Annotated in this window: 17 protein-coding genes, 1 tRNA gene and 1 riboswitch; of the genes, 10 read left to right on the top strand and 8 right to left on the bottom strand. The window is 66.4% G+C overall.

Features of this window, described 5'->3' with window-relative positions:
- Window positions 1-6: 6 nt before the first annotated feature.
- Window positions 7-960, bottom strand: a complete 954-nt coding sequence (locus IPU70_RS09365; protein ID WP_371818894.1) for a LysR family transcriptional regulator — start codon at window positions 958-960, stop codon at window positions 7-9.
- 103 nt (window positions 961-1,063) lie between these two features.
- Here IPU70_RS09365 and IPU70_RS09360 point away from each other — a divergent pair, with 103 nt between their 5' ends.
- Window positions 1,064-2,329, top strand: a complete 1,266-nt coding sequence (locus IPU70_RS09360) for an MFS transporter (RefSeq protein WP_207466722.1) — start codon at window positions 1,064-1,066, stop codon at window positions 2,327-2,329.
- Here IPU70_RS09360 and IPU70_RS09355 read toward each other — a convergent pair.
- The gene (locus tag IPU70_RS09355) at window positions 2,290-2,928 is read right to left on the bottom strand and encodes a TetR/AcrR family transcriptional regulator (RefSeq protein WP_207466720.1); all 639 of its coding nucleotides are present in this window, start codon (window positions 2,926-2,928) and stop codon (window positions 2,290-2,292) included. The two genes, IPU70_RS09360 and IPU70_RS09355, sit on opposite strands and share 40 nt — an antisense overlap.
- 153 nt (window positions 2,929-3,081) lie before the next feature.
- On the opposite strand from IPU70_RS09355, the gene IPU70_RS09350 reads away from it, so the two are divergent.
- The 4 genes from IPU70_RS09350 to IPU70_RS09335 are packed head-to-tail and all read left to right on the top strand — an operon-like array spanning window position 3,082 to window position 6,902.
- A complete protein-coding gene (locus IPU70_RS09350; RefSeq protein WP_305827143.1) occupies window positions 3,082-3,765 on the top strand; it encodes a MarC family NAAT transporter in 684 nt (227 codons plus the stop codon).
- Window positions 3,752-4,786 carry a DUF4105 domain-containing protein gene (locus IPU70_RS09345; protein ID WP_207466718.1) on the top strand — a complete coding sequence of 345 codons (1,035 nt, stop codon included), beginning with the start codon at window positions 3,752-3,754 and terminating at the stop codon, window positions 4,784-4,786. The genes IPU70_RS09350 and IPU70_RS09345 overlap by 14 nt, the downstream gene beginning before the upstream one ends.
- Window positions 4,783-6,687: a triacylglycerol lipase gene (locus IPU70_RS09340; RefSeq protein WP_207466716.1), complete on the top strand. Its 1,905-nt coding sequence runs from the start codon at window positions 4,783-4,785 to the stop codon at window positions 6,685-6,687. The genes IPU70_RS09345 and IPU70_RS09340 overlap by 4 nt, the downstream gene beginning before the upstream one ends.
- Window positions 6,687-6,902, top strand: a complete 216-nt coding sequence (locus tag IPU70_RS09335; protein WP_207466714.1) for a hypothetical protein — start codon at window positions 6,687-6,689, stop codon at window positions 6,900-6,902. Before IPU70_RS09340 ends, IPU70_RS09335 begins: the two co-directional genes overlap by 1 nt.
- 47 nt (window positions 6,903-6,949) lie before the next feature.
- Here the strand turns inward: IPU70_RS09335 and IPU70_RS09330 are convergent, their stop codons facing one another.
- Window positions 6,950-8,230 (bottom strand): LLM class flavin-dependent oxidoreductase, encoded by a 1,281-nt coding sequence (locus IPU70_RS09330; protein WP_207466712.1) that lies wholly within the window; start codon window positions 8,228-8,230, stop codon window positions 6,950-6,952.
- Window positions 8,231-8,404: 174 nt separating this feature from the next.
- A riboswitch (TPP riboswitch) is annotated at window positions 8,405-8,511 on the top strand.
- A gap of 107 nt (window positions 8,512-8,618) precedes the next feature.
- On the opposite strand from IPU70_RS09330, the gene IPU70_RS09325 reads away from it, so the two are divergent.
- Window positions 8,619-10,070, top strand: coding sequence for a sodium:solute symporter family protein (locus tag IPU70_RS09325; RefSeq protein ID WP_207466710.1), 1,452 nt, complete (start codon window positions 8,619-8,621; stop codon window positions 10,068-10,070).
- Window positions 10,071-10,117: 47 nt separating this feature from the next.
- Here IPU70_RS09325 and IPU70_RS09320 read toward each other — a convergent pair whose 3' ends face one another.
- From IPU70_RS09320 to IPU70_RS09310, 3 genes are read right to left on the bottom strand one after another with little or no spacing between them, the layout of a single operon-like run.
- Window positions 10,118-11,629 (bottom strand): class I adenylate-forming enzyme family protein, encoded by a 1,512-nt coding sequence (locus tag IPU70_RS09320; RefSeq protein WP_207466708.1) that lies wholly within the window; start codon window positions 11,627-11,629, stop codon window positions 10,118-10,120.
- Window positions 11,626-12,840, bottom strand: coding sequence for a thiolase family protein (locus IPU70_RS09315; RefSeq protein ID WP_207466706.1), 1,215 nt, complete (start codon window positions 12,838-12,840; stop codon window positions 11,626-11,628). The genes IPU70_RS09320 and IPU70_RS09315 overlap by 4 nt, the downstream gene beginning before the upstream one ends.
- A 26-nt stretch (window positions 12,841-12,866) precedes the next feature.
- Entirely contained in the window at window positions 12,867-14,000 is a 1,134-nt protein-coding gene (locus IPU70_RS09310; RefSeq protein ID WP_207466704.1) for an ABC transporter substrate-binding protein, read from the bottom strand.
- A gap of 122 nt (window positions 14,001-14,122) precedes the next feature.
- Here IPU70_RS09310 and IPU70_RS09305 point away from each other — a divergent pair, with 122 nt between their 5' ends.
- Together IPU70_RS09305 and IPU70_RS09300 are read left to right on the top strand one after the other, a co-directional pair.
- A complete protein-coding gene (locus IPU70_RS09305; RefSeq protein WP_207466702.1) occupies window positions 14,123-15,079 on the top strand; it encodes a LysR substrate-binding domain-containing protein in 957 nt (318 codons plus the stop codon).
- A 379-nt stretch (window positions 15,080-15,458) separates the two neighbouring features.
- Window positions 15,459-16,172 carry an autoinducer binding domain-containing protein gene (locus IPU70_RS09300; protein WP_013393228.1) on the top strand — a complete coding sequence of 238 codons (714 nt, stop codon included), beginning with the start codon at window positions 15,459-15,461 and terminating at the stop codon, window positions 16,170-16,172.
- A gap of 103 nt (window positions 16,173-16,275) precedes the next feature.
- Here the strand turns inward: IPU70_RS09300 and IPU70_RS09295 are convergent.
- Together IPU70_RS09295 and xth are read right to left on the bottom strand one after the other, a co-directional pair.
- Window positions 16,276-16,351, bottom strand: a tRNA-Ala gene (locus tag IPU70_RS09295).
- A gap of 66 nt (window positions 16,352-16,417) precedes the next feature.
- Window positions 16,418-17,200, bottom strand: a complete 783-nt coding sequence (gene xth / locus IPU70_RS09290; protein ID WP_207466700.1) for an exodeoxyribonuclease III — start codon at window positions 17,198-17,200, stop codon at window positions 16,418-16,420.
- A 367-nt stretch (window positions 17,201-17,567) separates the two neighbouring features.
- On the opposite strand from xth, the gene IPU70_RS09285 reads away from it, so the two are divergent.
- Together IPU70_RS09285 and IPU70_RS09280 are read left to right on the top strand one after the other, a co-directional pair.
- Complete coding sequence (locus IPU70_RS09285) at window positions 17,568-18,083, top strand: sigma-70 family RNA polymerase sigma factor (RefSeq protein WP_371818893.1); 516 nt, start codon at window positions 17,568-17,570, stop codon at window positions 18,081-18,083.
- A gap of 70 nt (window positions 18,084-18,153) precedes the next feature.
- Window positions 18,154-18,402: a DUF4880 domain-containing protein gene (locus IPU70_RS09280; protein ID WP_207466695.1), complete on the top strand. Its 249-nt coding sequence runs from the start codon at window positions 18,154-18,156 to the stop codon at window positions 18,400-18,402.
- The last annotated feature ends 59 nt before the right edge of the window (window positions 18,403-18,461 follow it).

Here is an 18,461-nt window from a genome sequence, read left to right as displayed (position 1 = left end):
GCATGCCTACGTCCGCGGCGGCGCTGCGTCGCTGGCCCAGGGCGGGCCGCCGCTCCATTTGCGGGCGATGGCGTCGATCAGGACCCGCACCTTGGGCGCCAGATGGCGGCGGTGCGGATAGACCGCGCAGACCGGCGCACCGGCAGGCGCCACGGATTCCAGCACCGGCGCCAGCCGGCCGGCGCGCAGGTCCTCGCCCACCAGGAAGGCGCCCAGCTGGGCGATGCCTTCGCCCGCCAGCGCGGCGTCGCGCAGCGCCTCCGTGTTGCCCAGCCGCAGGCGGCCGGCCACGTGCACGGCGCGTCCCTGGCCGTTGACGGCAAAACGCCAGGGCACCAGCGCGCCGGCGTGGGTGTAGGCCAGGGTCTGATGGCTGGCCAGGTCATCCGGGCTGGCCGGCGCGCCGTGGCGGTCCAGGTAGCCGGGCGCAGCGCAGGCGATCAGGCGGTGCGGCGCCAACACCCGCCGCACCAGCCGGCTGTCGGTTTCGCCGCCGATGCGGATGGCCACGTCCACGCCGTCGCGCACCAGGTCGATGTAGTCGTCGGAAAAGCTGACGTCCGCCTCGACTTCGGGCCAGTCCCGCAGGTAGTCGCGCAGCAGCGGCATGATGTGCAAGCGCCCCAGCGACACCGGCAGGTCGATGCGCAGCCGGCCGCGCGGCGCCTGCTTGCGGCTGGCCATGGCGTCGGTGGCATTGTCCACCTCGGACAGGATGCGCTGCGCGTGTTCGTAAAAGACGCGGCCTTCGTCGCTGAGACTGACGCTGCGGGTGCTGCGGTGAAGCAAGCGCGCGCCCAGGCCGAGCTCCAGGCGCGCGATGCACTTGCCGATGGCCGAACGCGACAGGCCCAGCTTTTCGGCCGCAGCGGTGAAGCTCTGCGTGTCGGCCACGCGCACGAACGCGAGCAGGTCGCCAATGTGGTCCAGGCGGGCGGCTGGGTAGGGTGAATTGTGCACGATTCGTCCCTTTTGTTTATTCATTGGCCTACTTTATCAGCGAAATGGAAACAGTAGACTGCCTAGGAGTCGGCCCGGCTAGGGTCTTATCTGGAACCCCATCATGACCCGCGGCACCTCGTTGCACGACTTGCTCACTCCTGGCTCTCCAAGCGCCTCACCGCCGGCCGAAAGCACCGGATGGCGCGCGTGGCTGGGCGTCATCGCCGTGGGCATGGCGACCTTCTGCGTGGTCACCACCGAAATGCTGCCGGTGGGGCTGTTCATTCCCATCACGGCAACGCTCGACGTCTCGGTGGGTATGGGCGGCTACATGCTGTTCGTGCCCGCCATCCTGGCGGCGCTGTTCGCGCCGCTGGTCGTCATCGGCGCGAAGGACGCCGACCGCCGGGCGATCTTGTGCGGCCTGCTGGCGCTGCTGGTCTGTGCCAACGCGGCCAGCGCCTGGGCACCCAGCATGCCGTGGTTCCTGGCGGCGCGGGTCCTGGTGGGCTTCTGCATCGGCGGCATCTGGGCGGTCGCGGGCGGACTGGCGGGCAGGCTGGTCGGGCCGGGCGCCGTGGGACTGGCCACCTCCATCATCTTCGGCGGAGTCGCGGTAGCGTCCGTGCTGGGTGTGCCGTTGGGCGCCTTCATCGGCGAGCTGGCCGGCTGGCGCGCGGCCTTTGGCGCCATGGCGGCGCTGTGCGCCGGCGTACTGCTCATGAATCTGCTGAGCTTGCCGCCGCTGCCCGCGACGCGCTCGCTGCGGCCGCGCCAACTGCTGTCGCAGCTGGCCAATCCGGGCCTGCGGCAGGGCCTCCTGATCACGCTGTTCCTGGTCGCCGGCCATTTCATGGCCTACACCTTTGTCCGTCCCTTGCTGCAGATCCACGCGGCGTTCGGGGAAAGCTGGATCGGGCCGCTGCTCTTTGCCTATGGCACGGCGGGCGTGGTGGGCAACTTCGTTGGTGGAGCGGCGGCTGCGAAACGTCCCGCCGCGACCCTGCTTGCGATCGCGGCCAGCCTGTTGCTGATCTTGCTGTTGCTGGCCGTGCTGGGCCAGCTACGCCCGGCGGCGGCCGCCTTGCTGTTGCTGTGGGGTCTGGCCTACGGCGCGGTGTCGGTGTCGCTGCAAACCTGGATGATGAAGGCGGCGCCGGACGCGGTCGAGGCCGCCACGGCGCTGTTCGTCGCAGTGTTCAACCTCGGCATCGCGGCCGGTTCGCTGCTGGGCGTGCCCAGCGTGGACGCGCTGGGGCTGCGGGCCAATCTGTGGCTGGCCGCTGCCTGCATGCTGTGGCCGGCGCTGATGCTGGCGCGGGCAGGGTGGGGCGAATTGCGTGGCGCTTACGCGCGGAAGGCGCGCAACAGCGTGTCCACGCCGTAGCGGCAGGTCGCCAGATGGTCCTCGTCCGGGCCCTCGGCGCGGCCGCCGGTCAGCCGGGCAAGCGAGGCGATGCCGTTGATCAGGTTGCCCAGGGTGCGCGCCGCCAGGCGCGGATCGTCGATGTGCAATTCGCCGCGCTCGCAAGCCCGTTGCAGGCATTGCTCCAGGGGGGCGTGGAGCTGCATTTCCACCGCCAGGCGCAGGGACTCGGCCAGTTGCGGCAGGCGATGCGATTCCGAGATGACCAGGCGGTAGAGCGCGACCGATTTGGGCTGCACGGAGTAGCTCAGGAGACGTCGCGCCAGTTCGTGCAGGGCCGGGCCTACGGGCTGGTCCAGCATGGCATCCGCAAACACCGCTGCGCGCATGCCGTTCAATTCATGTTCCAGCACCGCAACCAGCAGGCCTTCCTTGTTGCCGAACAACTGATAAGCGGTGGCCGCGGATCCGCCCGCCTGGCGCACGATGCGCTGGATGGACGTTTGCGCGTAGCCGTGTTCCAGCAATGACTGCGTGGCGGCTTCGAGCAGGCGCTCGCGGCGCGCTTCGCCCCGGCTGGTCAGCGCGCGCGGCGCCGTATCGTCTGGAATGGTGTGCACTTCGTTCCCCCGTGGCCGTAATCGGCCGCGGACTCCCTATGTCCGGCGGCGTGTCTGGCTGAAATTGTGTAATGTATAGTACATTACGCTGACGCAACATCATCCAAATAGCTGTGACGCCCTGCAACAACGGCGCTCGCGGCGCACATCGCTATGATCGACGACCTGCTTCAACTGGGAAAACTCGTCAGCCTGGGGCTGGCCCTGATGCTGCCGCTGGCCAATCCCCTGACCTCCATGACGCTGCTGCTGTCCCTGGGCCAGCAGATCCCCTACAAAGAGCGCGAACGCCAGGTCCAGCAGGCGGCGTTCTATGTGGTCGGCATCATGGTGGTGACCTACTACGCCGGCGCCTGGATCATGCATACCTTCGGCATCTCGATCCCGGGGCTGCGTATCGCCGGCGGCCTGATCGTGGCCAGCATCGGTTTCAGCATGCTGTTCCCGTCCGCGCCGTCCACCGCGTCCGAAGCCGACGTGGCGGACGCCCAGGCCAACCGCCAGACCCCCAACATCGCCTTCGTGCCGTTGGCGATGCCGGGGACGGCCGGGCCGGGCACGATCGCCATGATCATCAGCGGCGCGGCGACCCTCGACGCGTCGGTGTCGCAGACCTACGCGCCCTGGGTGCTGGCGGTGACGCCCATCCTCGTGTTCTCCCTGTTGGGCCTGCTGTTCTGGATCTGCCTGCGTTCGGCCGGGCGCATCGTGGCGGTGATTGGCCAGGGCGGGGTGGAGGCCATTTCCCGCATCATGGGCTTCCTGTTGGTGTGCATGGCGGTGCAGTTCGTGATCAACGGCGTTCTGGAAATCGTGCAGCAGCATGGCGGCATCTAATCCTGTCCGGCGCGGCTGGTTGGCCACCACCGGGCGCATCGCCTTCAGCCTGGCGCTGATTTTTTCCGGCCTGTGGGGCTGCCTGGCGTTGGCTTATCGCGTGCCGGGCGGGCAGGTCGCGCAAGGCGCGGCGGCGCTGGCCTGGGCCGCGCTATGCCTGTATGCGGTCGTCGCGCTGTGGCGTGGACGCACGCGGCGCGCCATCTGGACCTGGCTGTTTGGCATGGCCGCGTTGTGTGTGTGGTGGCAGACGCTGGCGCCCTCCAACGACCGGATCTGGGCAGACGACGTGGCGCGCACGCTGCGCGGCAGCGTTTCCGGATCCATCGTCACCTTGGACAGCGTGCGCAACTTCGATTGGCAGGCCGATACCGATACGCGCTACACGGCGCGCTGGGAAAGCCAGCAATACAACTTGAACGAGCTGACCTCGGTGGACATGGTGCTGTCGTACTGGGGCAGCCCGGCCATCGCCCACACGCTGGTTTCCTTTGGCTTCAGCGACGGCCGCCACGTCGTGTTCTCGGTCGAGATCCGCAAGGAGCGCGGCGAACAGTTCTCGGAGATCGGCGGCTTCTTCAAGCAGTTCGAACTGAGCGTGATCGCCGCCCAGGAACGCGACATCCTCTACGTGCGTGCCGGGCCGCGCGCCGAGCGCGTGTATCGGTATCCGGTCGACATGCCGGTGCCCGCCATGCGCGAATTGTTCTTGTCCTATGTGCGCACCGCGAATGAACTGGCCGACCGGCCGCGCTTCTATCACACGGTGACGGCCAACTGCACCACGCTGGTCTACGCCATGGTGCGGGCGATCGTGCCGGGCCTGCCCATGGACTACCGCATCCTGCTATCCGGCTATCTGCCGGAATACCTCTACGAACAGGGCGGGCTGGACACAGGCAAATCCCTGGACACGCTGCGCCAACAGGCCTACCTCGGCAGGCCTGCCTTGCCTGGTCCGGATCCGGTCGAGTTTTCGCGGGCCATCCGCCAGCCGGCGAAAGCGGGGGCCGCGCAATGATCGGGTTCTGGCATGCCGGCGCGAAGGGCTGCGCGATCCTGGGCCTGCTGGCGTGCGCGGGTTGCGCGGGCGTCAAGGTGTCCTCGGTCAGCACGCAGGATTACATCGCCCAGCGCCGCGGCGATGTACTCACTACCGGTCAGCTCAGCGCCTCCGCGCGCGAGTCCATGGCCGTGCTGGGCCTGAACGCGCAGGACTGCCGCAAGGACCGCGACGCCTGCACCCAGTCGCTGGCCACCATGGAAGGGCTGGACAGCGAACGGCGCCTGGCCACGCTGTCCGAAGTCTGGCTGATGGAGGCGCTGGCCACGGAAAAGCAGCGCCCCGCGACTCAGGCCGATCAGGACGAGCTGCTGGACGCTTACCTGCAGACGGCGCGGGCCGCCTACGCCTATTTGTTCTTCACGCCGCGTTCGCCCAGCGACCGCGCCTTCGAAGACCGCCAGACGCAGGTGCGCGACTATTACAACTACGCCGTGCAGCAGGCCGTCACGCGCCTGTTCGAGCAGTATCGCGGCCGTCCGCCGGAACCCGGCACGAAGATGACGGCAGGCGCCTGGCAGGTGCAGGGCGAGATGTCCGACGTCAAGCTGCCCGGCGGCAAGCAGTTCCCGCACGAACTGGTTCCTGCGTCGACCTTGACCTTCCGGGGACTGCGCAGCATGTACCGGCGCGACGGCTTCGGTGCGGAACTCGTGGCGGTCACCGCGCGCCGCGTGAATGATGCCGACACCTTCAAGACGCCGTACAGCGAAACGCCTTTTCCCGCCGTGACCGTCATCATGGGCTTTCCCGGCGACACGCTGGAGCAGGTCATGGTCTCGCGGGAAGCGACCCTGGCGGCCTACGACCCCTACAAGCGGGACACGGTGGAACTGGCCGGCACCACGGTGCCCCTGGCGGCCAACTTCACCTCGGGCTACGGCCTGTGGCTGGCGCGCTCGGGCTTCGCCACCCAGGCGCTGCGCAACGTGCTGGGCAAGGAAGAGGGCATCGACGCGCCGCACGTCTACTTGTTACAGCCCTATGACCCCGACCGGCGCACCGTCATCATGCTGCACGGCCTGGCCAGCAGCCCGGAAGCCTGGATCAACGTCGCCAACGAGGTCCTGGGCGACGAAACCCTGCGTCAGCATTACCAGATCTGGCAGGTCTACTACCCGACCAACGCGCCGCTGGCGCTGAACAACCGAGCCATCCGCGACGCGCTGCGGCAGACCATCGAACATTTCGACCCCATGGGCGCCGCGCAGGCCTCGCGCGATACCGTCATCATCGGGCACAGCATGGGTGGCGTGCTGAGCCGGCTGCTAGTATCCTCGTCCGGCACCGTGTTGTGGGACGCGCTGCGCGACCACGCCAAGCTCGACGATACCCAGCTGGCCCAGGCCCGCGCCGAATTCGACCCGGTGCTGACTTTTGACGCCTTTCCCGGCATATCGCGCGCGGTGTTCATCGCGGCGCCGCACCGGGGCACGCCGTTTGCCGAGAACACTTTGTCGCGTTGGCTGTCCAATCTGATCACGCTACCCGTGACGGTGGTCAGGCAGTTCGCCAAGCTCAACCGCCTGGCCGACGCCGATGGGCCACCCCGGCCCGAATCCTCGATCCGGGTGCCCAACGGCGTGGACAACCTGAGCGAAAAGGACCGATTTGTGAGATTGACCGCTTCCATGCCGATTTCGCCGGCGGTGCGCTACCACAGCATCATTGCGAACAACACGCCCGGCGTGCCGCTGGCGGAGTCGGACGACGGCCTGGTGCCGTACCGCAGCGCGCACCTGGACGGCGCCGAATCCGAGAAAATCATCAGCTTCTCGCACAGTGTGCAAGAAACGCCGGAAGCGATCCTGGAGCTCAGGCGCATTTTGCGGCTGCAGCTGGAGCAGGGGGCGCGCTGATGCACGGCTTATTGCTTGGCCTGCTCCTCATCGCCGCCTGTGCGCTCACTGCCGCACTGTTGCGCCAGCCGGGCGTGCTGCTTTACGACTGGATCGCGACGCGGGCAAACAGGCGGCGGGGCGCCGTCCGCCAGCAGCCAGTCGCCATCCATGAGGCGGCGGCGCGCGAAGCCGGTCAGGCCAAGCGCAGTCAGCCCGCCACCCTCGCCGGATAAGCGCCGCCGCCAGCTTGACAGGGCCTGCCAGGGAGCATCGCGCCGCCTTACCTGGATTCCAGCCCCAGGTGTCCGCGCAGCGTGCTGTGCTGGTATTCGCTGCGGAACAGCCCGCGGCGTTGCAGCACCGGAATCACGTGCTCGACGAAATCGTCGATGCCCCCGGGCAGGGACGGCGGCATCAGGTTGAAGCCGTCGGCCCCTTCGTTCCGGTACCAGTGCTCCATCTTGTCGGCGATCTGCTCCGGCGTGCCCACCATCGTGCAATGGCCGCCGCCGGCCGCCAGCCGTCCGAGCAACTGGCGCACCGTGGGTTTTTCGGTCTCGATGATGCGCAGGATGGTCGCGTAGCGGCCCTTGGGACCGGTGAATTCGGACAAGGGCGGCAGCGCGGGCACGGGCGCGTCCAGCTCCCAGGTGGAACAATCCTGCAGCACGAAGGTGCCAAGTTGACGCAGCGAGGCGTCGCTGGGCAGCAGCACGTCCAGTTCGCGCTGCTTGGCGCGGGCTTCGGCCTCGGTCGAACCGACGTAGGTGACCAGGCCCGGCATGATGGGCACGAAATCCTGGCGGCCGGCGGCCAGCACGCGCCGCTTGATGTCGCGGTAGTAGGCTTGCGCCGCGGGCAGGTCGTAGGCGACCGCGTAGATCGCTTCGGCGCGCCTGGCGGCGAGGTCGCGGCCTTGGTCCGAGGCGCCAGCCTGGAACAGCACCGGCCGGCCCTGCGGCGGACGCGGCACCGTCAGCGGGCCGTCGACCAGGAAATGTTCGCCGTGGTGTCCGATCTTGCGCACGCGCGCGGGCACGCCGTAGTCGCCGGCGCGGTCCACGGCCAGGGCATCCTGGTCCCAGGAGTCGAACAGCTTGAGCGCGACGTCGACGAATTCCTCGGCGCGCGCGTAGCGCCAGTCGTGTCCCGGCATGGACTCGTAACCGTGGTTGCGCGCCTCCGCGTCGAACATGGACGTGACCACGTTCCAGCCCATGCGTCCGCCCGAGATATGGTCCAGCGACGCCACCATGCGGGCCGCGTGGAAGGGCGTGAAAAAGGTGCTGGAAACCGTGCTGATCAGGCCGATGCGGGAGGTGGCGCGCGCGATCGCGGCCATGGCGGTCAGCGGCTCCAGGTACCAGCGCGGGCCATCGCCGATGTTGTCCACCGATTGCCCGTCGGCGAAGAAGATGGCGTCCAGCTTGCCGCGTTCGGCGGTGCGCGCAAGTTCCTCGTAGTAGGAGATGTCCCCCAGGCGCTCGGCGGCGGAATCGGGGTGGCGCCAGGCGGCGCGGTGGTGGCCGCAGCCGAAGATGAACAGGTTCAGATGCAGCATGGCGATCCGGCCCAAACAGGGGCGGTAAAAGGCGCGATAGGCATGGTCAGGCTCTACGATTGCAGCGGCGGACATACAAACGGCCGCCGCACGCGGGCGAACTTAGCACAAAAGTTGCGGGCGGGTCTCCACGCCAGACGCGTTGACATTGCCGTGCCGCTCTCCTAATCTTGCGGCAATTCCTGGGGGAGCCCTGCAAGGGCTGAGATTCCGCGCTATCGCGGTAACCCTTTGAACCTGATCCGGGTAATGCCGGCGAAGGGAAGGACATCGCGCAGTCCGCGCGCCCTCCCTAGACTTTCATTCATCTTGCGGCCTGCGCACCCAGCGTGGCGGGGCCGCCGCGTTGCGCGTCCGGCTGCCAGCCGGCAGCGGGAGGACCGATACCATGTTGACCCAATCAAGCGCCCTGATGTGGCTGCTGCTGTTTTCTGGCGGCTTCGCCTTGGCCAGCGTGCTGTACACGCGGCGCAAGCGCGGCACGCTGGAGGACTATATCGTTGCCCGCAACAGCCAGGGCGCCTTCGGCACCATCCTGACGCTGATGGCCTCGACGCTGGGTGCCTGGATCCTGTTCTCGCCCGCGCAAGCGGCGACCTGGGGAGGCCTGGCGGCGGTGATCGGCTACGCCCTGGGATCGATGTCGCCGCGCCTGGTAATGATTCCGCTGGGGCGGCGCATGCGCGAACTGATCCCGCATGGGCACACCCTGACGGAATTCCTGATGGCGCGCTACGGCCGGCCCATGTACGGCCTGGCGCTGTTCATCATGCTGTTCTATCTCTTCATCGCGCTGTCGGCCGAAGTCACGGCGATCGCCAAGCTGGTCACCATGCTGGCGCCCGTGCCGCTGTGGGCCACCGCCGCCATCGTGATGGGCACCACCTTGCTCTACACCACCTACGGCGGGCTGCGCTCGTCGATCTTCACGGACCAGGTGCAGATGATGGTGATCGTGCCCTTGCTGGTGATCCTGTGCCTGGTCGGCTGGCAGGCCGCGGGCGGCGCCATGCCCACCATCGAAGCGCTGCAGGCCAAGGCGCCGCAGCTGCTGGACCTGACCGATCCGGTGGGCATCAAGGCCGGCCTGACCTTCTTCGTTGCCATCCTGCTGACCGGCATCTTCCACCAGGGCAACTGGCAACGCATCTACGCCGCGCGCGACGCGCGCTCGATGCGCAACGGCTTCCTGCTGGGCGGCTTGCTGGTCGCGCCCTTCATCTTCCTCATGGGACTGTTCGGACTGGCCTTCGTTGGCCTGGCGCCCCAGGGCGACAGCTCCATCGCGCTTTTCAGCGTCATCATGCCGCACGCGCCCGCTTGGTTCGTGATCGCCCTGATTCCGCTGGGGCTGTCCTTGGTCATGAGCACCGCCGACACGGCGATCAGCGCCGTCTCCAGCATCATCGCGGTCGACATGCGCCGCCTGATGCCCAACGCCAAGTCCATGACCATGAAGCGCCTGGCGCGCTGGCTGGTGCTGCTGATGGCCATCCCGGTCATGATCGTGGCCTCGCAGGGCTATAGCGTGCTGTACCTGTTCCTGCTGGCCGACCTGCTTTGTTCCGCCGCCGCGTTCCCGGTCTTCTATGGCCTGTTCAGCCGCAAGCACGACGGCCTCACCGCAACCGTCGCCACCATCTCCGGCCTCGTGGCTGGCTTGTTTTTCTTTCCGGCGCCGGGCGACAAGCCCTCGTTCCTGCTGGAGTCCTTCCTGCTGGCCGCGGTGGTGCCGGTAGCGACCACGGTGCTGATGCGCTGCCTGCTGCGCGGCCGCAAGGAATTCGATTTCTCGACCTTGAGCTCGGCGGTGCGCCGGCTGGATCAGGATCCGGTCTGAGCGGCTGTCCCGCAGCGCGGCGCCCCATGGTGGGCGCCGCGTCGCCACTATGGCGCGCGTAGCGCTTTCTTGTCCACCTTGTTGGCGCCCGTGTAGGGCAGGGCGTCCAGGATGCTGATCACGGCCGGCACCTTGTAGCGCGCCAGATTGGATTGGCAATGCGCGATCAGCCCGGCCTCATCGACGGCCGCGCCCGCCCGCAGGACCACGAAGGCGCGGATGACCTCGCCGCGGTAGCTGTCCGGCCAGCCCACTGCAGCGGCTTCGGCCACGTCCGGATGCAGGTACAGCACCTCGTCGATCTCGCGGGGATACACGTTGTAGCCGCCGGAAATCACCAGGTCCTTCTTGCGGTCGCGGATGTACAGGAAACCGTCTTCCGCGTACTCGCCGATGTCGCCCGTATACAGCCATCCCTCGCGCAGGGTTTCGGCGGTGGCGTCGGGCCTGGCCAGATAGCCTTGCATGATCTGCGGCCCGCGCGCGCGGATTTCGCCGCGCTGGCCGGGCGGCAGCACGACCGTCCCCGTTTCCAGATCGACCACCTGCACTTCGGTGTTCGCGACGGGCGTGCCGACCGAGCCATGCCGGGTTCCGGCCGGACCGTTGTAGGTGAGGATGGGGCCGGCCTCGGTCTGGCCATAGCCCTCGTAGATCGGCGCGCCCACGGCGGCCTCCCAGCGCCGGTGCACCTCTTCGGCCAGCGGCGCGGATCCCGAATAGCAGGCGCGCACGCTGGACCAGTCGGTGCCGGCAAAGCGTGGGTGCGACAGCAGGCCGGTATAGATGGTGGGGCTGCCGGGGAACAGCGTGATGCGCTCGCGCTCCACCGCGTCGCAGACGTCGTCGGGCCGATAGCGCGGCAACAGCACCAGCGTCGCCGCGGCGCTGGCGGCCAGGAACAGTCCCATGGCCATGCCGTAGGAATGGAACAACGGCATGGCGCAAAGCACGCTGTCGGCGCCGTAGCGGGTGGGCAGGGCCAGCTCCCGCTGCAGCACATTGGTGGCGATGGCGTCGCGCCCGAGGATCACGCCCTTGGGCTGCCCGGTCGTGCCGCCGGTGTACTGCAATAAGGCCGGCGCCTGGGCATCGGCGTCGTCCTGCGGAGAGTCCTCGTCGCCGCGCGCGGGCTCCATCCACGCACGGGCCTCGTCCTCCGTGACCAGCCGGATACCTAGCGTCGCAGCCAGGGGTGCCGCGACGGCGGCCGACGCCGCATCGGCGATCAGCAGCGCGGGTTGCGCGTCGCGCAGGATGAACTCCAGCTCGCGCGCCGTGTAGAGTGGATTCAGGGGCACGTGCTGGTTGCCCGAGCATTGCAGCGCCAGCGTCACCACGCAGGCCAGGTCCGAGTTGCCCAGCAGGGTTGCGATCCGCGAGCCCGGGGCGGTGTGGGTGCGCAGATGGCGGGCGGTCGCCCAGACTTCGGCGGCGTAGCGCCGGTAGTCGATGCGGCGTGTGCCGCAGACCAGGGCTGTGCGTTCGGGATAGTCGCGCGCCGCGCGGGCCAGCAGCGCGGGAATACGCGGAACTCCCTCCAGACCCAGGTCGCTCATCGTGCTGCTCCGGCAGCGTCCACGCGCAATACCACCGCCATGGCGCTATCGCCGGCCGCGCAACCCGTGAACAGGCCGAGGCCGCCGCCGCGCTCGGCCAGTTCCTCGATGAGTTCGATGACGGACCGAAGCCCGGTCGGACTTTGAGGGTGGCCCCACACCAGCGAGCAGCCGTACTGGTTCATGGCCATCACGTCGAACCCCGTGGCCCGCGCCAGCGCGATGTCGGAAACCACAAAGGGATTGTGCGTCTTCACCGCGTGCAGGTCGGTCATCGCCAGGCCGGCGCGTTGCAGCGCACTGCCGGCGGCTTCGATGGGCGCCTGCGGCATGTAGCCCTTTTCGGTGCGCGACTGGCCGAAGGCCAGGATCTCGATGCCGATCTCGGGCCGGCGCGACAATTCACGGGCGCGCCCGGCGGTCGCCAGGATCATGCCCGCGTTGCCGTCCGCCGGATGGGTCTGGCCGCCATAGGTGATGGTGCCGCCGGGCAGCACCGGCGACAGGCGCGCCAGGCCCTCCGCCGTGGTGGCGTGGATACCTTCGTCGCCTTCCAGCACCGCTGCGGTTTTCGCATAGCGCGCGTCGGGCACCTCGAACGGTAGCGTCATGTAGCGCTGCTGGAAGCGGCGGCCTTCGGCGCAGGCCTGCGCGTATTGCTCGTAGCGGCGCAGGGTGACGGCATTCTGTTCGTCCGCGGAGATGCCATGGCGCTCGGCCACGCGCTCCCCGGTCTGCAGCATCGACAGGCCGCTCCAGGGATCGTGCGAGAAATTGTCCAGCACCCAGTTTTCGTGCGAGCCGGAGCCGCCAGGGCCGGCAGGATCGGGATGATAGAGCTGCGGGCCGTTGGATACGCGGTCAGCCATCAGGACCAGCGAGGTCTCGGCGTGGCCGAGCATGAGCTCGGCCGCGGCCGTGGCCAGGCCGCGCACCGAGGTGGCGCAGGCCTGAGAGACCACCGGTCCCGCCAGATGGGGCGCGCCCAGCATGCCGGCCACCCAGGGCAGGCCGTAGAACGAACCCTGCTGCGGCACCGAGCAGCCCAGCACCGCGCTTTGCAGCGCCGTGGGGGCGATGCCGCGGCGTTCCAGTTCGCGGCGCGCGGTCCAGGCCGCGAAGCGCAGGCTGTGCAGGCGCGACAGGCTGCCCTGCCAACGCGAAAAAGGGGTGCTCCAATACACGCCATAAGGAATGTGTACGCCGGTCATGCGGACTCCTGCTGCAAAAGGGCGGCTCAGGGCAGGAACTGCCAGGCGCCCGAACGGGCCTGCATCAGCACGACGCCGCGCTCGTCCAGGCCGTTGTGGTTGGTGGGAGACATCATGTAGATGCCTTGGGTGCCGACGGTGCCCTGCAGGCTCTCCAGCGCGTCGCGCAGCGCCTGCCGGAAGGCCGGGGTGCCGGGCTGGGTGCCAGCCGGGATCTTGGCGACGGCCGCGTCCAGCAACAGATAGGCGTCGTAGGTGTAGGGCGCGAAGGCGTTGCGCGAGTCCGCGCCGTAGGTCGATTCATACTGCTGGGCGTAACGCGTGGCGACCGGTTTGATCGGGCTGTCGGCCGGCAGCTGTTCCACCACCTGTACCGGACCGCTGGGCACGATCACGCCATCCACGCCCTTGCCGCCGAGTTTCAGGAAATCCTTGTTGATGACGCCATGCGTGTTGTATTGCACGCCCTGGTAGCCGCGCTCGCGCAGCGAGAGATGAGGCAGGGCGCCCAGCGTGCCAGAACCGCCGACCAGCACGGCGCCCGGGTTGAGCGAGACGATCTTCAGCACCTGGGCCGTGACCGAGTTGTCGGTGCGTGCGTAGCGTTCGTTGCTGAGCACCTTGATGCCGCGCTTGGCAGCCGATTCCTGCAGCGCGCGGTAGACAGCATCGCCCCAGGCGTCCGAGAAACCGATGTACGCCACGGTTTTCACGCCGCGCTTGGCCATGTCGGCAGTCAGCGAGTCCACCATCAGGTCGATGCCGTGGGCCACCACGAAGATCCATTCGGCGCGGTCGGGGCTGACCACGATGGGCGCCAGCGACAACTGCGGCGTGCGCGCTTCGCGGGCGACTTCCGTGACGGCCATCGAAGTCGGCACATTGCTCGGGCCGATGATGGCGTCGACCTTGTTCTCGGTGACCAGTTTGCGCGCCGTCTTGACCGCCGATGACGGATCGGTCGCGTCGTCCAGCGCGATGTATTCCACCGGCTGCCCGCCTAGCGTCTTGGGCAGCAGCGGCACGGTGCTGCGATATAGCGAGCCCATCGAAGCACCTGGCCCGGTGCTGCTGGCGATCACGCCGATGCGGATGTCAGCGACTGCGGCGCAAGGCGCCAGGGCGCAGGCCAAGGCCAGCGCGGCAAGACGACGATACATGGCTATTCCCCTTTTTCTGGATATGGCCCGGCTAGCGGGATGACCCCAGTATGGGCGTGTTGGCGATAACTGGATAATTGCAATTCCTTATCAATCGATAACCAACTTTCCGGGCCAAATCCATGTCGGAAACCCCCACCTTGCTGCAGCTGCGGTCGCGCCTGCGCATCCGCCACCTGGTCCTGCTGGACGAGCTGGGGCGGGTGGGCAATCTGCATCGGGCGGCCGAAGCGATGCACCTCAGCCAACCTGCATTGAGCAAGCTATTGGGCGAGGCCGAAGCGCTGGCCGGCCAGCCCTTGTTCGAACGTTCGCACCATGGCGTCGCGCCGACCGTGCTGGGCCTCTTGATGATCGACCGCGCGCGCCTGCTGCTCAACGAACTGGACGCAACGCACGCCGAACTCGCGGCCGCGGCCAACGGCGCGACCGGCAAGGTGCGGGCGGGCATTTTTCCGGTAGTGGCGCATCTGCTGGTTCCGCTTGCGGTGCAGCGCCTGCAAGAGACACATCCCGCCTTGCGCATCGAGTTGTCCGAAGGCCTGGAGAAACAGCTGCTGCCGGCATTGCGCGCAGGCGAACTGGACTGCGTCGTGGGGCGGTTGGGGGTGGAGGGCGCGGACGCCGACCTGCAATGCGAGATCCTGTACGACGAGGCCACCGCCGTCGTCTGCGGCCCGGCGCATCCGCTGGCTGCGCGTCGCCGCCTGAGCGGCGCGGCGCTGGACCGTTGCCGCTGGGTGCTGCCATCGCGCAATGCGGCGCTCTACAGCATGGTCGCCGCCGCCGTCTCGGCGCGTGGCGCGGGTTTTCCGCAGGTCGCCATCGAATCCAGTGCCATTCTGACCATCGTCTCGTTATTGCAGCGGACCTCGCTGCTGTCGGCGATTCCGCTGCGCGTGGCGCGGGCCTTGGCAGAAAACGGGCAGTTGGCGATCCTGCCGCTGGCCTTGCAGGCGCGGCTGCACCCCGTGGGCATCATGACGCGGCGCGATGCGCGCGCCGCCGCCGCCGCCTCGCTATTCCTGAATGCCTTGCGAGACGCGGCCACCATGATGCGCGCCGACGCAAGCGCCTGAAAACCGCCAGTCTTTCAGGCCGTCCTGGCCAGCCGCGCAGACCCATCAGGGTTTGACGGGATCGGGGTCTCGCCCGGGATCGTTCCGCGCCGATGGATTTCGGCGGCATTCTGTTTCTCCCGGGCCATTTCCAATCCCGCATCGCCGGCCGTCATTTTTAGAGTTCGGTGACCGGAAAAATATTATTAAAAAGCTGGAAACTCCATTTTCTCGCCGTCACCGAGGACTATATAAAAAGTGAAGTGGTAATCACATTTTATTATATTTTGAAATATTTCATGGGTTTAACTATATTGTGACAGCGGCGCTCATTTTTTGATTTTTCAGCCGTGCACCTTTCAAGTAATAGCGATGCAAATGCACGGGGACGGAATTTGGAATGAAGTCGTGGGCACAAGACCTTCTATTGACAACGAATAGCGCTACCTCGGAGCAAGCCGTTTTCACCAAGGTGGCGGCAGTAGCGCAAGAGCTGGGGTTTTCTTATTGCGCATATGGTTTGCGGGCTGCCCTGCCGTTTACCAACCCTCAGTTCGTAATGATCAGCGATTATCCGATCGCATGGCAGGAACGCTACGCACAGGCGCGCTACCTGGAAATCGATCCCACCGTGAAACATTGCAGCCGCTCCTCGATACCTATCGTATGGTCGGACAGGGTGTTTGCCGAAACGCCCGAACTTTGGGACGAGGCACAGGCGGTTGGACTCTGCGTAGGATGGTCTCAGTCGAACCTTGACGCATACGGAACCGGGGGCATGCTGACGCTGGCCAGGCAGAAGGAGCAGCTCTCCGATGCGGAACTGCTCAGCAAGGAATTGCGGATGCGATGGCTGGTGACGGCGGCGCACTTGGCATTCAGCAAGGTATTGCTGCCGCGATTCAAATTGGCGCCCAATGTGCCGCTGACTCGTCGCGAGACCGAAATTCTAAAATGGGCGGCGGATGGAAAGACCAGCAGCGACGTGTCCGAAATACTGGCAATTGCCGAGTCGACGGTCAGATTCCATACGAAGAACGCGATTTCCAAGCTCGGTGCGCGAAATCGGACAGCAGCCGTCGCTCGCGCTGCGCTGCTAGGACTATTGAGTTGACTCTTGCATGCGCGATCGAGGTTCCGCAGACGCCAAGGCCGGGTCATAAAGCAAAACAGGGCACTACATCGCTAAATGTAGTGCCCTGCCTTGTCTGGAATCTTGGTGGAGCGGAGGAGGATCGAACTCCCGACCTTCGCATTGCGAACGCGACGCTCTCCCAGCTGAGCTACCGCCCCAATGAAGCAAGAGCAAGACTATACAGGAACATTCCTGGCCTGCGCAACATGCCGCCAAACAAAAAATCAGGCGAATTCCAAGGTCGCAATGACCGGGGCGTGATCGGACGGCTGCTCGTTGCGGCGCGGCTCCTTGTCGATGGCGCAGGCGATGCAACGCTTGACCAGCGGGGCGGACAACAGGACATGATCGATGCGCAGACCGGCGTTACGGCGGAACGCGAACTGGCGGTAGTCCCACCAGCTGAAGGATTTCTCCGGCTGTTCGAAGAGGCGGAAGGAATCCGCCAGCCCCAGGTCGAGCAGGGCGCTGAAAGCCTTGCGTTCCGGCTCGGACACCAGCACCTGGCCTTCCCATTTCTCGGGGTTGTGCACGTCTTCGTCGGCCGGCGCGACGTTGTAGTCGCCCAGCACCGCCAGCCGGGGGTACTGCTTGATTTCGTCGGCAAGCCAGGCGCGCATGGCCTCGAACCAGTCCAGTTTGTAGGCGTACTTGTCCGAGCCCACGGACTGGCCGTTGGGACAGTAGGCGCAGACCACGCGCACGTCGCCTTCGGGGCCGGGAAAGGTCAACGCCAGGACGCGCTGCTGCGGATCCTCATAGCCCGGGATGTTGCGCACCATCGACGTGCCAGGCACGCGCGAGACGATGGCAACGCCGTTATAGGTTTTCTGGCCGGCCCAGACGGCGTGGTAGCCGGCTTCGGTGAAGGCGGCCTCGGGGAACTTGTCGTCCGTGAGCTTGAGTTCCTGGATGCACAGGACGTCGACCGGATTGGCGGCCAGCCAGTCCAGCACCTGCGGCAGGCGCACGTTCAGGGAGTTCACGTTCCAGGTGGCTAATTTCATGTTTCGCGTAGACCGTTTGTTGATGTGGTTCTCTGGGATGCTGCTAGTCAAAAACTCGTCTTGGCGACTTGTCTGGCTACAGGTCCGGGGCGGGGTTGGCGGCCGCCGGGGATAGAGGCAGATGATACCGTGGCTGCGCCGCCTGAGTCGGCGGCGCGATCCGCGCTGAAGCCGGATCCGAGGCTTTCGGGACAACCTCGCACCAAGCTCCTGGCCGTTGCGTCGAATCCCTATAAAAAGCGCCAGGGTAGGGCCTCGCAGGCGCTGTGGCGATGGACATAGGTATTTTCATTAATGATAATTGTTCGCAATAAATTGAGTTATTACAAGTCACCATAAATCTGTATGCGGAGGCACTTCGATGTCCATGAGTACGCAAGGAGCGGGGCTTGGAGATGTTTTCATTGCACATCGGGCGCAACTCCGCCGTATCGCGCAAAGAATCGTCGGCACTCCGGAAATCGCGGACGAAGTGACCCAAGATGCCTATTTGAAGCTCATGGAAGGATCATGCGCGCGCGATGTGAGCAAGCCCTATAGCTACTGCTGCCAAGTGGTCCGCAATCTGGCGCTGGACCATTGCCGTCGCCAGGCCGTCGAATCCACGTACCGCATCTACACGGACGACGGGGAATTGCCGCAGGTTGCCGGCGGTTGCGTGCCGGACCGGCGCTTTCAGGAACGCCAGGTGATCGATGCCATCGACCAGATCCTCGGCACCTTGCCAACCAGGACGCGGCGCGCCTTCGAACTCTACAGGCTGGGCGGCTTTACGCAGCGGGAGGTCGCGCGGCAAATGGGCTGCTCGGCCACGCTTGTGAACTTCATGCTGCGCGACGCGACCCAGGCCGTGGCCTGCTGCCGGGATCTACTGGAGGTTTGAGGGCGCCGTCAACAGGCCGGAGTTGCTATACCATAGCGCCACCTGGTCTTCCAGCCGTACGAGGCAGCCTATGCGCGACAACGTGAATCCGAATCAGGATCCGGTTTGGGATATCGCCTGGTCCTGGGTGTTGCGCCAGCACGAGCGCGAGAGCTTCAACGCAAATGCCAAAGCTGAACTGGCGCAGTGGCTTGCCGCCGATGCAGCCCATCGCCAAGCCTACGACAAGGCCGGCCGCCTGTGGTTGATGGTGGGCCTGGTTCCTCCAGTCAACGATATCGACATCCCCGACTCCACGGAGCGCGACGGCCCAGCCTAGCCCGCAGGCCTGTTCCGCCACCGCCACGCGCCGCAACGCAATGCTGCCTTGCGGCGCTT

The organism is Achromobacter sp. SD115 (assembly GCF_017355315.1).
GTDB classification, from domain to species: Bacteria; Pseudomonadota; Gammaproteobacteria; order Burkholderiales; family Burkholderiaceae_B; genus Achromobacter; species Achromobacter xylosoxidans_B.
The sequence above is the reverse complement of the archived record's forward strand: the minus strand, read 5'-3'. Positions and strand labels throughout refer to the sequence as shown.

Bases quoted from the DNA above. Each gene is read 5' to 3' on its own strand.
- IPU70_RS09360 (WP_207466722.1), top strand. From the start codon at position 1,064: ATGACCCGCGGCACCTCGTTGCACGACTTGCTCACTCCTGGCTCTCCA.
- IPU70_RS09350 (WP_305827143.1), top strand. From the start codon at position 3,082: ATGATCGACGACCTGCTTCAACTGGGAAAACTCGTCAGCCTGGGGCTG.
- IPU70_RS09345 (WP_207466718.1), top strand. From the start codon at position 3,752: ATGGCGGCATCTAATCCTGTCCGGCGCGGCTGGTTGGCCACCACCGGG.
- IPU70_RS09340 (WP_207466716.1), top strand. From the start codon at position 4,783: ATGATCGGGTTCTGGCATGCCGGCGCGAAGGGCTGCGCGATCCTGGGC.
- IPU70_RS09335 (WP_207466714.1), top strand. From the start codon at position 6,687: ATGCACGGCTTATTGCTTGGCCTGCTCCTCATCGCCGCCTGTGCGCTC.
- IPU70_RS09330 (WP_207466712.1), bottom strand. From the start codon at position 8,230: ATGCTGCATCTGAACCTGTTCATCTTCGGCTGCGGCCACCACCGCGCC.
- IPU70_RS09325 (WP_207466710.1), top strand. From the start codon at position 8,619: ATGTTGACCCAATCAAGCGCCCTGATGTGGCTGCTGCTGTTTTCTGGC.
- IPU70_RS09320 (WP_207466708.1), bottom strand. From the start codon at position 11,629: ATGAGCGACCTGGGTCTGGAGGGAGTTCCGCGTATTCCCGCGCTGCTG.
- IPU70_RS09315 (WP_207466706.1), bottom strand. From the start codon at position 12,840: ATGACCGGCGTACACATTCCTTATGGCGTGTATTGGAGCACCCCTTTT.
- IPU70_RS09310 (WP_207466704.1), bottom strand. From the start codon at position 14,000: ATGTATCGTCGTCTTGCCGCGCTGGCCTTGGCCTGCGCCCTGGCGCCT.
- IPU70_RS09305 (WP_207466702.1), top strand. From the start codon at position 14,123: ATGTCGGAAACCCCCACCTTGCTGCAGCTGCGGTCGCGCCTGCGCATC.
- IPU70_RS09300 (WP_013393228.1), top strand. From the start codon at position 15,459: ATGAAGTCGTGGGCACAAGACCTTCTATTGACAACGAATAGCGCTACC.
- xth (WP_207466700.1), bottom strand. From the start codon at position 17,200: ATGAAATTAGCCACCTGGAACGTGAACTCCCTGAACGTGCGCCTGCCG.
- IPU70_RS09285 (WP_371818893.1), top strand. From the start codon at position 17,568: ATGAGTACGCAAGGAGCGGGGCTTGGAGATGTTTTCATTGCACATCGG.
- IPU70_RS09280 (WP_207466695.1), top strand. From the start codon at position 18,154: ATGCGCGACAACGTGAATCCGAATCAGGATCCGGTTTGGGATATCGCC.